General features: G+C 66.8%; 10 protein-coding genes and 1 pseudogene. 3 read left to right on the top strand and 8 right to left on the bottom strand.

The genetic code is table 11. From position 1 onward, the window contains the following. From CLM74_RS01380 to CLM74_RS01400, 5 genes are all read right to left on the bottom strand, one after another. Positions 1-2859 carry a TonB-dependent receptor gene (locus CLM74_RS01380; RefSeq protein WP_033832814.1) on the bottom strand — a complete coding sequence of 953 codons (2859 nt, stop codon included), beginning with the start codon at positions 2857-2859 and terminating at the stop codon, positions 1-3. Between the two features lie 458 nt (positions 2860-3317). Next, on the bottom strand, positions 3318-4634 hold the full coding sequence (locus CLM74_RS01385; protein ID WP_025878344.1) for an ABC transporter permease: 1317 nt from the start codon (positions 4632-4634) through the stop codon (positions 3318-3320). A gap of 13 nt (positions 4635-4647) precedes the next feature. Continuing rightward, positions 4648-5805, bottom strand: a complete 1158-nt coding sequence (locus CLM74_RS01390; RefSeq protein WP_032978283.1) for an FtsX-like permease family protein — start codon at positions 5803-5805, stop codon at positions 4648-4650. A gap of 14 nt (positions 5806-5819) precedes the next feature. Continuing rightward, a complete protein-coding gene (locus CLM74_RS01395) occupies positions 5820-6509 on the bottom strand; it encodes an ABC transporter ATP-binding protein (RefSeq protein WP_025878346.1) in 690 nt (229 codons plus the stop codon). A gap of 117 nt (positions 6510-6626) precedes the next feature. Next, a complete protein-coding gene (locus CLM74_RS01400) occupies positions 6627-7874 on the bottom strand; it encodes an efflux RND transporter periplasmic adaptor subunit (RefSeq protein WP_105163282.1) in 1248 nt (415 codons plus the stop codon). A gap of 202 nt (positions 7875-8076) precedes the next feature. Here CLM74_RS01400 and CLM74_RS01405 point away from each other — a divergent pair. The 3 genes and pseudogenes from CLM74_RS01405 to CLM74_RS01415 form a co-directional block, all read left to right on the top strand. Further along, a pseudogene (locus CLM74_RS01405) lies at positions 8077-8388 on the top strand (ATP-binding cassette domain-containing protein); the annotation flags it as partial. Between the two features lie 30 nt (positions 8389-8418). Next, positions 8419-9633, top strand: coding sequence for a sensor histidine kinase (locus CLM74_RS01410; protein ID WP_025878349.1), 1215 nt, complete (start codon positions 8419-8421; stop codon positions 9631-9633). After that, positions 9630-10232, top strand: coding sequence for a response regulator transcription factor (locus tag CLM74_RS01415; RefSeq protein ID WP_025878350.1), 603 nt, complete (start codon positions 9630-9632; stop codon positions 10230-10232). The genes CLM74_RS01410 and CLM74_RS01415 overlap by 4 nt, the downstream gene beginning before the upstream one ends. Before the next feature lie 520 nt (positions 10233-10752). Here CLM74_RS01415 and CLM74_RS01420 read toward each other — a convergent pair. From CLM74_RS01420 to CLM74_RS01430, 3 genes are all read right to left on the bottom strand, one after another. Then, entirely contained in the window at positions 10753-11289 is a 537-nt protein-coding gene (locus CLM74_RS01420; RefSeq protein WP_025878352.1) for a cytochrome b, read from the bottom strand. Further along, entirely contained in the window at positions 11286-12392 is a 1107-nt protein-coding gene (locus CLM74_RS01425; RefSeq protein WP_105163283.1) for a catalase family peroxidase, read from the bottom strand. Before CLM74_RS01425 ends, CLM74_RS01420 begins: the two co-directional genes overlap by 4 nt. 168 nt (positions 12393-12560) lie before the next feature. After that, positions 12561-13928: a M17 family metallopeptidase gene (locus CLM74_RS01430; RefSeq protein WP_032978292.1), complete on the bottom strand. Its 1368-nt coding sequence runs from the start codon at positions 13926-13928 to the stop codon at positions 12561-12563.

Here is a 13928-nt window from a genome sequence, read left to right on the forward strand (position 1 = left end):
TTAGAAGCGCTGCTGGTATTTCATGTACATGAAACGACCGATGTCGAAGCCACCGTAGTAGGTGAAGCTGCTGTTGGGCTGGCTGTACATGATCGGACCCTGGTGGTCGAACACGTTGTTCAGGCCCAACGACACGGTGCCATCCCACGGCAGGCTGTAACGCACCTGCAGGTCGTGGAAGGTGTTGGAACCCACCTTGCGGCTCGGCTGTGCATCGGTATACGGCGAAACAAAGTCGGCCATGTTGCAGTCCGGGCCACCGCCCAGGTCGTACGAGCAGGCTTCCTTCATGCCCGAGTAATAACGGGCGGTCCAGCCGATGCCGAGGTTGCCGTACTGCCAATCCAGGTTGAAGGTCGAACGTACGCGGAAGTCACCGGCCCAGCCCACGCGCTGCTCCACCGGGGTGGTGGCGGCGCTGTCGTTGCGCTGCTCCAGGTAGTCGGTGTAGGTGGTGTTCCAGTTGATGGCGAACTTGCCGTATGCGGTTTCCGGCAGGCGGTAACGCACACCGATGTCATAGCCGGCGGTTTCGCGGTAGCCGGCGTTGACCAGCGAACGATCCAGCGCCGAAACCTGGCCGCGGGTGGCCGCAGCGGTGGAACGGGTGAAGCGACCGCATGCCGAATCCACGCCCTGCACGTAGCACTGGTTGAGGATGTCGGTAGCCGACTCGCCCACGATGGCGTTGTCGATGCGGATCTTCCACCAGTCCAGGCTGACGTCCAGGCCCTGCACGAATTCCGGGCTGTAGACCAGGCCGACGGTCCAGGTCTTGGCGGTTTCCGGCTTCAGTTCCGGGTTGGAACCGGAGTTGAAATCGGAGGTGGCCTGCTGGCCCGGGCGGTTGGCAAAGTTGCCGTCCGAACCGGTCTGCTGACGGAAGTTGGCGGGCACGTTCAGCGCCTGGCAGCGTGCTGCCACGGTCGGGCTGCTGGCGGCGATGCCGAACTTCGTATCGCACGGATCGGTGAACGAATCGCGGCTGGAAACCGCGCCGCCGTAGAGATCGTCCACGGTCGGTGCACGGAAGCCGGTGCCGTAGGTGGCGCGTACCAGCAGGCTGTCGATCGGCTTCCACTTCAGGCCGAACTTGCTGTTGGTGGTCGAACCGAAGGTGTTGTAGTCGGTGTAGCGACCGGCCAGGTCCAGCGACAGCTCGCGGGCGAAGGCCATGTCGGCCAGCAGCGGCACCTGCATTTCCAGGTAGACCTCGTTGAGCGAGTAGTCGCCACGGGTCGGCTGGCCGGTGGTGCCGGCGATCTGGCCCTTCTGCACCATCAGGTCCGGGGTGTAGCTGGCTTCTTCGCTGCGGTGCTCAAAGCCCATCGCGCCCATGATGTCGCCGGCCGGCAGGGTGAACAGCGAGCCGGAGATGTTGGCGCTGGCGACCTTGGTGGTGCTGCGCATCTTGTCGACGAAGCGGGTGAACAGGTAGTCCTGCACGTCCTGGTTGCCCAGCGAGCCCGGGCCGGTGTAGCCCATCGGCGCAGCCGGATTCCACGGCACGCAGCCGGCGATCACCGCACCCGGTGTACCGCAGCGGGCCACGTCGCCGTCCATGAAGGACGGGCCGACGGCCAGGTTGACGTTCGGCTGGTACATGCTGCCGGTGCCAACGCGCTCGCCTTCATTGCGGTTGTACATGTAGCTGACGTTCCAGTCCCAGTAGCGCGAACCGGTTTCGAAACTGCCTTCCAGGCCGAGGCTGGCACGCTTGGTTTCCAGCGTGTTCTCGGTACCGCGCGGCAGCTCTTCGGTGCGGTGCGAGAACAGCACGTCCTGGCCCCACTTGTTGAAGGTGCTGTCCTTGGACAGCGCAGCGCGCGTGCCGTTGCGCGACTGCGCAGCCGAGACCGAGTACGGGTAGCCGGCCAGGTGCTTGGTCGACTCGCGCTTGCTGTACAGCGCATCGGCGACGATGCGCAGGTTGTCGGTGATCGAGAAGCCGCCGTTGGCGAACACCGAGGTGCGCTCCAGGCCGCTCAACAGGCTCATGTTGGTCTTGGCGTTGGCGCCGTCAGCCGGATCCGGCGTGTGGAAGTTGCCAGCGCTGCTCGGGTCGCCGCCCGGGCCCACGGTCAGCGGCTTGCCACCGACGGTGACCGTGCCCCACTGGGTGGTCGGGCTCAGCGCGTCGACGTCGTCGGCATGGCGCGGGCCACCCGGGTAGCGGCTGAACTCGCGCGCATCGCCGAGGATCTCGTCTTCCTTGGTGCGCTCGGCGCCGACGCTGAACCAGCCGCGGTCGAAGGTCTTGCCGAAGGTGGCGCTGTAGGAGCGCTTCTGGCCGTCGCCTTCACCGTACTGGCCGACATAGACGCTGGCTTCGCCACCGTCGAAGTTCTTGCGGGTGATGATGTTGACCACGCCGGCGATGGCGTCCGAGCCGTACAGCGCCGAGGCGCCATCGGTCAGCACTTCCACGCGTTCGACGATCGCCGACGGAATCGAGGCCAGGTCGGAGTAACCGCCGGCGCTGACGCCCATGCGGCGGCCGTCGATCAGCACCAGGCTGCGTTCCGGGCCGAGGTTGCGCAGGCTGACATACATGCCGCCGAAATCGCGCGAGGAGCTCAGCGAGGACGAACGGCTCAGGCTCGGTGCGCCGGCTGCAGTGACGTCCTGCAGGATGTCGGCGACGTTGACGTAGCCCTTCTTCTCGATGTCGGCGCGGTTGAGTGCCACCACCGGCTGCGCGGTCTCGACACTGGCCTGGCGGATGCGCGAGCCGGTGATCTCGATGCGGTCGAGGTTGGTGGGGGTATCGCCGGCTTCCTGTGCGAAAGCGGGCGTGGTGCAGCTGGCGGCCAGCGCGATGACGATCGCGTTGCGCAGCGGGGTGGTCTTCAGGGACATCCGTGAAATCTCGTGTTTCAGAAAAAACATGCGTCCGTTCTATGGACGCGTGGGGTGCTGCAAACCAACGTGGGGGCCGGATTCTAGAGTGTTTTCATTGGTAACTGTTTGTCCGCGTGCGCTGTAACGTCGCGAAAATGAATCGCAACCAACAATCCACAGGTGCACTGTGTGCAACGTCACGCGCGATGCGTTTGCGATGGGCAGAGGCACCGATAGCGGCGGTGTTTGCGCAATCTGTAATCGTTGTTGCGTGCGTACACGCATCCATCCACGCATGGCGTGGATCTACTGCAACAACGTCGGCGTCCACACCATGCGGATGGGCCAGTAGATCCACGCCATGCGTGGATGGGCCACCAGTAGATCCACGCCATGCGTGGATGACGTGCAAAGAAAAAGGGACGGAGCCTTCGCTCCGTCCCCTGCGCAACGTCCATTCAATCAATGCGTGATGCTCAGGTCTCGCGCAGCGCCGTGGTGATCGGCAGGCGTGCCGCGCGCAGTGCCGGGAACAACCCACCCACCAGGCCGATGCCCAGCGCCCACTTCAGCCCACTCCACAGCAGTTCCGGCGATACATGGAACTTGAACACCACCGCGCTGAAGTTGCTGCCGATGGTGGACACGCTGTAGCCGTTGAACAGCAGCCATGCCACCGCGCAACCAAGCAGTCCGCCGAGCAGGGCCAGCAGCATGGTTTCCAGCATCACCGCAGTCACCACCGGCAGGCCACGGAAGCCGATCGCACGCATGGTGGCGATCTCGCGTGCGCGCGTGGCCACGGCGGCATACATGGTGTTGAGCGCACCAAACACAGCGCCTACGGCCATGATGGTGCCGATCACCTTGCCGAGGATGTCGATCAGCTTGGTCAACCCACCACCCTGCTTGCTGTAGTAGACGCGGGTGGTTTCCACGTCCAGCTTCAGGCGCGGATCGGCGGCCACGGCGGCCTTGAACTGCTCGAAGCCGGCCTTGCCGTCGGTACGCACGCTGATCGACTGCCAGGCACTGCGCTGGTAGGTGGTGGCCAGCGTGTCGGCGTCGGTCCACAGTTCCGAGTCATGCGCATCGCCGGTAGCGAACACGCCCACGACCGTCCAGGTCTGGTTGCCCAGGGTGAGCGTTTTGCCAACATCCATGTCGCGGAACTGGCTCCTGGCGCCCTGGCCGACCACGATCTCGCGCAGGCCGGCGGCGAACCGGCGGCCTTCGACGATCTTGACCTTGTCATGCACGGCCCACGCCTGCGGGCCGACACCGCGGAACTGCGCATTGACGTCGGTGCCATCGGCCTTGGACACCAGGTTGACCACCTGCGAGAGTTCCGGCGACAGCAGCGGCCGCCCCTGCGCATCGCGGGTGATGCCGGGCAGGGTGGACAGCGTCGGGACCTGTTCGCGGGTGATGACCGAGTTGGTCTCGGCCTGCGAACCGCCGCGCAGCACGATCGCGGTGGTGTCATCGCCGGTGTTGTTGAGCGTGGCCTGGAAGCCTTCGCCCATCGCCAGCATCGCCACCAGCACGCCGACCACGCCGGCGATGCCGACCACGATCACCGAGGAGGCACCCCAGCGTTGCGGCAGGCTGGCGATGCCGATGCGGGTGGCGGCCAGGGCCAGCCGGCCACTGCGGGTGAGCGCCAGCCACAGCCCCAGCAGCACCGCGATGGCGGCGACGCCGATCCACGGCAGGCTGATCCATACCACCAGGCCAACGACCAGCAGCAGCACGGTCACCGCGTTCCCCAGCCACTTCTTGAGCTTGTTCATGTCGGTGTCCTCTTCAGCGGCCGGCGAGCGCGTCGACGATCTTCAGGCGCTTGGCGCGCAGTGCGGGCAGCAGCCCGACCACGATGCCGATCACCACGATCAGGACGATGCCCACCAGCCAGGTCGGCGTCGGTACGTGCGGCGGCAGCATGCCCATGCTCTTGGGGCTGATGGCCGGCAGGATCAGCGCCGCCAGGCCCATGCCGATCAGCCCACCAAGGCCGATCAGCAGCACCGATTCGACCATCACCAGGGTCAGCACCGTGCTGTCCTTGAAGCCCAGCGTCTTCAGCGTGGCCAGTTCCGGAACGCGCTCGCGCACCGCCTGGGCCATGGTGTTGCCGGTCAACAGCAGCAGGGTGAAGAACACCGCGCCCATGATCGAGGTGACGATCATGCCGATGTCGGCGAACTGTTTCACGAACGCCTGCTGGAACGCCGATTCGGTCTGGGTCTTGGTTTCGTGGTCGGAGTTGGCCGAGATCGCATCGATGGCCTGCGCCACCCTCGACGACTGCTCCGGGTTGTCCAGCGTCACCGTGTACCAGCTCACCTGGTTCTTGATGTAGTCGTTGGACTCATCGAAGTACTTCCAGTTCATCATCAACTGGCGTTCTTCATTGGCCGCCAGTGCGCGATCCTTCGAGCGGTAGATGCCCTTCAGTTCCAGCGGCCAGTCGTTGCTGCCGCCACGCGGGAAGATGGTGGCCTGCAGCGGGATGGTGTCGCCGATCTTCCAGCCGAACTGCTTGGCCAGCGTCTCGCCGACGATCGCGCCGGTACGGGTCTGCTGCCAGTCCTGCAGCTGCGCCGGGTCGATCTGCAGCTCGCGGTAGACATCGAAGTAGTTGGGCGCCACCGAGAAGTTGGGGAAGAAGTTCTTCGGGTCCTGGTAGATGCCGCCGAACCACATGCCGTAGGTGACATCGCGCACGCCGCTGACCTGGCGGATCTGCGTTTCCAGGCGGATCGGCAGCGACTGGGTGATCGACAGGCGCGAAGCCACCACCAACCGGTTGGCACCTTCCACGCTGCCACCGGACGAGAACGCCACGCGCACCGAGTCGAGCATGCCGAACAGCAGGAACGCGGCCACCACCGACAGCAGGGTCAACAGGGTGCGGGTGCGGCTGCGGAACAGCTGCGCCCAGACCAACGAGAAGTATTTCATCGCTGTGGCCTCCTTCAGTGGGCCAGCGGCGCGTCGGCCAGCTCGCCCTTGTCCAGGTGCACCGTGTGGGTGGCGTACTCGGCAGCCTTCGGGTCATGGGTGACCATGATGATGGTCTTGCCGTGTTCGCGGTTGAGCTGCTGCAGCAGGCCCAGGATCTCTTCGGCGGACTGGCGGTCAAGATCGCCGGTAGGTTCGTCGCAGATCAGGAAGGTCGGGTCGGAGACGATCGCGCGGGCGATCGCCACGCGCTGCTGCTGGCCGCCGGACAGTTCGTTGGGGCGATGGCTGCGGCGGTCGGCCAGGCCGACCAGGGTCAGCGCGATCTCGGCATTGCGCTTGCGCTGCGCCGCGCTGAGGTGGGTCAGCAGCAACGGCAGTTCCACGTTCTTCTGCGCGGTCAGCATCGGCATCAGGTTGTAGAACTGGAACACGAAGCCGACATGGTGGCTGCGCCACGTCGACAGCTGGCCGCCGCTCATCTGGTCGATGCGCTCGCCTTCGATGCTGATCTCGCCGCCGGTGGGGTTGTCCAGGCCGCCGATCAGGTTGAGCAGGGTGGTCTTGCCGGAACCGGACGGGCCCATCAGCGCGACGAAATCGCCGCTGGCGATATCCAGGTCGATGCCGTGCAGCACCTGCACCTTTTCGGGGCCACGCTGGTAGGTCTTGGTGATGTTGCGCAGTGAAACCAGGGTCGACATGGGTGGTTCTCCACGAAAGGCGGGAAACGGGGATGCGTCCCGGCCAACGGCCGGCACGCGTCGAACAGTGGTGCTTTCCAGCGGTACTGCCGGTGGCGCCATGCGGGCGCCGGGCCGTTACTGCGCTTGCTTCTGCTTGACCCTGGTGCCGTCGCGCAGGGTGTCCGGCGGGTTGACCACCACCGACTCCCCCGCGCTAACGCCCTTGAGGATCTGGCGGTCCTTGCCCATCGCCTGGCCCGCCTCGACCGTGCGTTGCTGCACACGGTTGTCATCGCCCAGTGCGAAGGCCACCGACGCGCCCTCACGCTCGACCACCGCAGTGGCCGGAACGCGCACGCCCTGTGGCTTGGCTTCGGTCTGCGGCTTGGCCTGTTCCAGGAAGCTGACCCGCACGCCCATCTCCGGCACGATGCGCGGGTCTTTCACCTTCAGTGCGACCCGTACCTTCACCGTGGCCTTGCCGCGGTCAGCGGTGGGGACGATGGCGATCACCTCGGCCGGGATCTTCCAGTCCGGGTAGGCGTTGAGCGTGGCTTCCACCGGCATCTTCGGCTGCACGCGGCCGATGAAGGCTTCGCCGACCTCGACTTCGATCTCCAGCGATTCCATGTCGACGATGGTGCCGATGCCGGTACGGGTGAAGCCACCACCGGCCGACAGCGGCGAGACGATTTCGCCGGGCTGCGCGGCCTTGGCGGTGACCACGCCGGAGAACGGCGCGCGCACGATGTTGTTGTCCACGCCAAGGTCGGCGATGGACAGCTGGTCGTTGGCAACCTTGACGTTGCGTCGTGCGGTTTCCAGCTGCGCATGCAGGCTGTCACGCTGGGCCACGGCCTGGTCGTACTGCGAACGCGAGACCAGCTGCTGGCCGACCAGCGCCTGCAGGCGGCTGGCTTCAGCGGCGGCCTGCTTCTGCTGGGCTTCCAGGCCGACCACCTGGCTGCGTGCGGCCTGCAGCTGCGAGGCGTACAGGTTGCGCTGCGCGTCGGCATCGATCGGGTCCAGGGTGGCCATGATCTGCCCCTGTTCCACCCGCATGCCTTCTTCGATCATCACCTCGCGCACCTTGCCGGTGATCTTGGCCGACACCGTGGCCATGCGCCGGGCGACCACGTAGCCGCTGGCGTCGAGCACCGAGCTGCTGGCGCTGCCCTGCTGGATGGCCACCGCCGGCGCGGTGTCCACTTCCACGGTGGGCGCGCGGCCGAACAGTGCGAATGCACCACCGGCCAGCAGCACGATGATCATGGCCACGGCGATCCACAGCCAGCGGCGGCCACCACTGCCGCCACTGGAGGCGGGCGGCGGCGACTTGCGGTCGATACGGAGTTCCTTCAACAGCTCGGCAGAAGCGTTCATTCGTTCCATCACAGGCGTTCGGGCGGGTGTGACCGGAAGGGCAGGCAGCGGCGGTTCCGGCGGTGGAGCGTGCGGCACAGCATGAAGGCAGGTGCATCGGCGATGGCAGTGACAGCTGTCATCCGATGTCATTGACGGCGGCAACTGCGAAATGTGACCACGGCGGCACAGGATGGCAACGTCCCCGCTACCGGTACCGCCCATGGATACGATCGCTCCGTCGCTGGCCCGCCTGCGGCAGGTGCAGGTGCGTTACCGCGACCATACCGCCCTGCACGGCATCGACCTGCAGGTGCGCGCTGGCCAGGTACTGGCCCTGCTGGGCCGCAACGGTGCCGGCAAGAGTACCGCGATCAGCGTGCTGTTGGGCCTGCGCCGTGCCGACGCCGGCCAGGTCGAGCTGCTGGGCGGTGATCCGCAGCAGCGCGATCAGCGGCTCGGCCTCGGCGTGATGCTGCAGAGCACCAGCCTGCCGCCGATGCTGCAGGTGGATGAACTGGTGGCGCAGGCGTGTCGGCGCCTGCGCCGGGTCGGCTGAACTGGCATGATCGGCAGCGATCGTCCCCGCCTGGAATCTTCCGTGCCACCGAGCTGGCTTGCGTCCCTGCTGCGCCCTGCCCCGGATTCGGCGGTGGCCGAACTGCTGCGGCGTGGCAAGTCGCCCTGGAGTGGTGCGATCCACCTGCTGTGGTCGGTCTGGATCTTCCTTACCCCGGTGCTCGGGAATGGCTTCACGCTGCGCTGGTTGTTGCTGACGCTGGCCAGCTATCCGTTGTTCCTGCTGTTCTATGCCAGGGTGATGCTGGCGCCACGGCACCACGCCTGGCGCTACGCGCTGGGCATGATTGCGATGGCCTTGGTGCTGCTGCCGTGGTATCCGTCGGGACTGAGCTACTTCGTGTTCGGCTGCGTGATGATCCGCATGAGCAGCCGCGGCGGCTGGTGGGTGTACCTGTTGCAGCTCACTGGCCTGAATCTCCTGTTCTGCAGCACCGCGCTCTACTTCGGTTATCCGTGGCAGGCCATGGTGTGGATGCCGGCGGTGTCGTTCATTGTCGGGCTGGTGGTCAACGTGGAGGCCTTGAGCCATCAGCGCGACGTTGCCCTGCAGCTGTCCCAGGACGAGGTGCGGCGCCTGGCGACCACCGCCGAGCGCGAGCGCATCGGCCGTGATCTGCATGACCTGCTGGGGCATACGCTGTCATTGATCACGCTGAAGCTGGAACTGGCGCGCAAGCTGTACGACCGCGATGACGCGCGTGCCCGGCAGGAAATCGGCGAGGCCGAGGACATTGCCCGCGAGGCGCTGGCGCAGGTACGCAGTGCGGTCACCGGCATCCGCGCCAGCGACCTGGCCGGCGAACTGGCCTCGGCACGCCTGCTGCTGGAATGCCAACAGGTACACCTGCAGTACATGCCGCCGCCACCGATGCCAGTGGAGGTAGAGCGTGGGCTGGCACTGGTGCTGCGCGAGGCGGCGACCAACATCGTGCGCCACGCGCAGGCGACCCGGGTGCAGGTGGATTTCATGCTTGAGGACCGACAGTTGGTGATGCAGATACGCGATGACGGCCGTGGTGGTGTGCAGGCCGAGGGCAACGGATTGTGTGGCATGCGTGAGCGCGCAGCGGCGCTGGGTGGCCAGTTGACGCTGCAGTCTCCGCGCGGGGAAGGCACGCTGCTGACCGTGCGCGTGCCCCTGGTGGCCGCGACTACGCCGCTGTCGCCGGCATCGCTGGCACAGGGAGGCGCGGCATGATCCGCATATTGCTGGCCGAGGATCAGGCGATGGTGCGTGGCGCATTGTCGGCGTTGCTGGGCCTGGAACCGGATATCGAGGTACTGGGCAGTGCTGCCGACGGCGAAGCCGCCTGGCGCATGCTGCAGCAGCTGCAGCCGGACATCCTGGTCACCGACATTGAGATGCCGGGGCTGAGCGGGCTGGAACTGGCCCAGCGCATCGCCCGCCATGAACTGCCGATCAAGGTGGTGATCGTGACCACCTTCGCCCGTGCCGGTTTCCTGCGTCGCGCATTGGAAGCGGGCGTACTGGGCTATCTGCTGAAAGATGCACCGGCCGAGAACCTGGCCGAGGCACTGCGCAAGGTGAAGCAGGGCATCCGTGCGATCGATCCGCAGCTGGCGCTGGATGCGTGGTCGCAGGCCGACCCGCTGACCGACCGCGAGCGCCGCGTACTGCGCTTGGCAGGCGAGGGCCGCACCGCCAGCGAGATCGCCGAGCAGCTGGGGCTGTCGCACGGCACGGTGCGCAATTACCTGTCCGAATGCATCGGCAAGCTGGGCGTGGCCAACCGGATCGAGGCGTACCGGCTGGCGCGGCAGAAGGGGTGGTTGTAGAGGGGGCGTCACTTTTCTTTTCGCGTGAAAAGAAAAGTAACCAAAAGAAACGCGCCGCCAGCCGCCGGCCGCGAGCCGGTGCTGTGCACCGGTGCCCTGTGCTCCTCGGTCCGTCGAGGGACGGCGCGGGAACTCGCTGCGCTCAGACACCCGCGCCTCTTCGCCCTCGCCGGACCTGTGGTGCTCGGCTCGCTCAAGGCGGAGTGGAAGGTCACGATCAACGGCAAAGGCATCCACGCATGGCGTGGATCTACTGGGTGCAGCTGCGGCTTTTGACGTTGGGTCCGCCTTGTAGCGAGCCGAGCATCGCAGGGGAATCAGGGGCGAAGAGGCGCCGATGTCTGAGCGCAGCGAGTTCGGCGCCGTCCCCTGATTCACCGAGAAGCGCAGGGTACCGGTGCGCAGCACCGGCTCGCGGCCGGCGGCGTGTTTCTTTGGTTACTTTCTTTGCACGAGCAAAGAAAGTGACACCCCTCCGCAGTCGCGAAAAAGGGCAGCCGGGAACCCCCGGCGAACCCATTCAATCCTTCCCGCGTGCCATCGCCTGGAACACGCCATCGCGGCGCACCCACAGGTGGAACAGCGCCGCACCCACGTGCATCAGCACCGTGGCGAACAACACGTAGGCCAGCAGGCTGTGCGCATTGCGCAGCGCGGCGTACAGCGCTGGCGTGTGCGGCACGATCGGCGGCAGGTGCAGGCCACCGCCCAGCACGATCGGGTAGCCGCCGGCCGACAGCATCGCCCAGCCGATCAGCGGCATCGCCAGCATCAACGCGTACAGCATCCAGTGCGAAGCCTTCGCCGCCAGCACCTGCCAGGCGGGAAGATCCGCTGGCAGCGGCGGTGGGCGGTGGCGCAGGCGGTTGTACAGGCGCAGCACCGCCAGCAGCAGGATGGCGATACCCAGCGGCCGGTGCAGGTCGATCAGCATGGGGCGCAGGTGCAGCGAGGCGACCATGGTCACGCCGATGAACAGCATGGCGATGATCATCAGCGCCATGGACCAGTGCAGCACCCGGGCGAGCAGGTTGAAGTGGCCGTTGCCGGTACTCATCGTGCTTCCCCCTTCGTTTGTGCCGCCGCACCGCTGGCGCGCTCGCGCTCGCGGCGGTTGAACGACTGCGAATACACCGCCGAGCGCGCAGCCAGGATCGGGTCGTCGCTGCCGCGCACGCCGCTGGGCACGATCAGCGGATCGAAGTTGAGCTGGCCGCAGGCGCCTTCTTCCTGCGACTGCATGCGGTCGAGGCTGAGCACGCCGGCCACCACCTGTTCGCGCGATTCAGGCCACGGCACCGAGGGATCATCGATGGCATCGCCCGGCGCGGCCAGGCTGACCACCAGGTTCCAGCGCACCGGGCCGGTGGCCAGGCGCTTCTGCAGTTCCTGGCTGAGGAAATCGACATTGGCCTGCTTGCGTGCCTCTGCATCCATCTCCACCAGCGGCGCCTGCGGTTGCCAGCGCCAGCGCACCGCGCGTTTCTGCCCCTGCGCGTTGGTGAACCAGAAACTGTTGACGCTGTTGAAGGTGGTGTTGGCCCAGCTGCTGGTCCACGGTGCGCTCTTGGCCCACTGCTGGAAGGCCTGTGCGCTGGGGTACCTGGCCAGCACGGCCGCCATCTTCTGCGGGTCGGGCTTGCCGGTGGCCGGATCCGGAATCTGCGCGCGGGTCTGCTCGTAGAACGCCTCGGCGGTGGGCACGGCGAAGAACGGGAAGCTGTTCATCGCCATCCGCCATTCCTGCCCGTCATCGCCCACCAGCTGTACGGCGATGCTGCGCACGCGCGCGCTGCCATCGGCGCCGTGCGGATCGCCGCCGCCGATCGACAGCCGGCCCAGCACCGGAACCTTCGCCTGCGAGAACACCCGTGCGCTGGACAGCGTGGGCGCCTGTGCGCTGGGTTCGAACCAGCCGCTCACGCACACCCCTTTGCTGTGCGCGCGGCGGAAGCCGGGATGTGCAGGGCCGGTGGCCTCGATGGTGTCGGTGAAGCGCTGTGCGGTCAGCCGGTCGCGGCCGATCCAACCGGCCAGCCAGGCGAAGGCGAGGGCAACGATGCCCAGGATCAGTGCGATCAGCGCGATCCAGGGCAAGGGCGAATACCGGCGCGGCGCGCCCGGCTCCTGGCCGGCGCGGGTATAGCGGAAGAGCGACATGGTCGGAGTCCTGCCTTCACGGATGTGTGGGTGGGCGACCACACCATCCTCGCAGAACCCGGCCGGGGCCGAAATTCAATTTTTCGTCAGATTTGCAGGGTGATGCAGTGCCGACCAAGGTCGGCACCCACCGGCATGGGCAGCGCCGGGCCATGCCCGGCGGCTCCATCAGCCGTAACGTGCCTTCAGCATCGTCCAGGCCGAACGCAGGGCCAGGGCTTCGCCACCGGCCGGGCGGCCCGGGCGCTCGCCATCGTTCCAGGCATACACGTCCAGATGTGCCCAGCGCTGTCCGTCTTCCAGGAAGCGTTCCAGGTACAGCGCGGCGGTGACCGAGCCGGCCATGCGCGAACCGGCGTTGGCCAGGTCGGCGATGCCGCTGCTCAGGTAACGCAGGTACGGGCGCCACAACGGCATGCGCCACACCGGGTCACGGGTGGCGTCGCCAGCCTGCAGCCACTGCTGGGCGAGCGTGTCATCGTTGCTGAACAGCGCCGGCAGGTCCGGGCCCAGCGCGATGCGTGCCGCGCCGGTCAGCGTGGCGAAGTCCAGCACCAGGTCCGGCTTCTGCTCACCGGCGAACGTCAGCGCGTCGCACAGGATCACCCGGCCTTCGGCATCGGTGTTGTCGATCTCCACGCTCAGGCCCTTGCGGGTGGCGATCACTTCGCCCGGACGGAAGGCATCCGGGCCGATCGCATTTTCCACCGCCGGTACCAGCAGGGTCAGGCGCACCGGCAGCTGCTGGGCCATCACCAGCCCGGCCAGGGCCAGCGCGTGTGCGGCGCCGCCCATGTCCTTCTTCATGTTGCGCATGCCATCGGCCGGCTTGATGTCCAGGCCGCCGGTATCGAAGCACACGCCCTTGCCGACCAGCGCCAGCGCCGGGTCGGTCTCCTTGCCCCAGCGCAGCACGATCAGCCGCGGCGCACGGTGCGAGGCACGGCCCACCGCATGGATGGCCGGGAAGTTCTGCGCCAGCAGTTCGTCGCCGGTGATGGCTTCCACCTGCGCGCCATGCGCTTCAGCCAGGGCACGCGCGGCGTCTTCCAGCTGCTGCGGGCCCATGTCTTCGGTCGGCGTGTTGACCCAGTCACGCACGCGCAGGCTGGCGGCGATCAGGTCGGCCACTTCGCCGGTCGGTGCAGCCACCAGCTGGGCCGGCGCGCGGTTGCGCTTGCGGTAGCGGTCGAAGCGGTAGCTGCCCAGGCCCCAGCCCAGCTGCAGCAGCGCCTGCTCGGCGGCCGGCAGTTCGCTGGCCAGCTGCCACACGCTGCCTTCCGGCAGGGCATGCGGTGCATGGGCGTAGCTGTAGGCGTCGGCACGATCACCGACGCCGATCACCGCGCCAGCCAGGCCATCGGCGCCGGGCAGCAGCGCAACCGAATGCGCGCCCGCAGTGAAGCCCTGCGACTTCAACCACGCCTGGGTGGCAGCAGATTGGCTGTTCTTCCACGCCTCGAACTGGCTGCGGTCCAGCACGTGCAGCGGCAGTGCGGCGGTGGTGTCGGCGGTGAAACCAGTGATCTCGCTCAT

The organism is Stenotrophomonas sp. MYb57 (assembly GCF_002966815.1).
In the GTDB taxonomy this organism is placed as follows: Bacteria; Pseudomonadota; Gammaproteobacteria; order Xanthomonadales; family Xanthomonadaceae; genus Stenotrophomonas; species Stenotrophomonas indicatrix.

Excerpts from the sequence above, each read along its gene's own strand:
- CLM74_RS01380 (WP_033832814.1), bottom strand. The coding sequence starts at position 2,859 with ATGTCCCTGAAGACCACCCCGCTGCGCAACGCGATCGTCATCGCGCTG.
- CLM74_RS01400 (WP_105163282.1), bottom strand. The coding sequence starts at position 7,874 with ATGAACGCTTCTGCCGAGCTGTTGAAGGAACTCCGTATCGACCGCAAG.
- CLM74_RS01410 (WP_025878349.1), top strand. The coding sequence starts at position 8,419 with ATGATCGGCAGCGATCGTCCCCGCCTGGAATCTTCCGTGCCACCGAGC.
- CLM74_RS01415 (WP_025878350.1), top strand. The coding sequence starts at position 9,630 with ATGATCCGCATATTGCTGGCCGAGGATCAGGCGATGGTGCGTGGCGCA.
- CLM74_RS01395 (WP_025878346.1), bottom strand. The coding sequence starts at position 6,509 with ATGTCGACCCTGGTTTCACTGCGCAACATCACCAAGACCTACCAGCGT.
- CLM74_RS01390 (WP_032978283.1), bottom strand. The coding sequence starts at position 5,805 with ATGAAATACTTCTCGTTGGTCTGGGCGCAGCTGTTCCGCAGCCGCACC.
- CLM74_RS01425 (WP_105163283.1), bottom strand. The coding sequence starts at position 12,392 with ATGTCGCTCTTCCGCTATACCCGCGCCGGCCAGGAGCCGGGCGCGCCG.
- CLM74_RS01385 (WP_025878344.1), bottom strand. The coding sequence starts at position 4,634 with ATGAACAAGCTCAAGAAGTGGCTGGGGAACGCGGTGACCGTGCTGCTG.
- CLM74_RS01420 (WP_025878352.1), bottom strand. The coding sequence starts at position 11,289 with ATGAGTACCGGCAACGGCCACTTCAACCTGCTCGCCCGGGTGCTGCAC.
- CLM74_RS01430 (WP_032978292.1), bottom strand. The coding sequence starts at position 13,928 with ATGAGCGAGATCACTGGTTTCACCGCCGACACCACCGCCGCACTGCCG.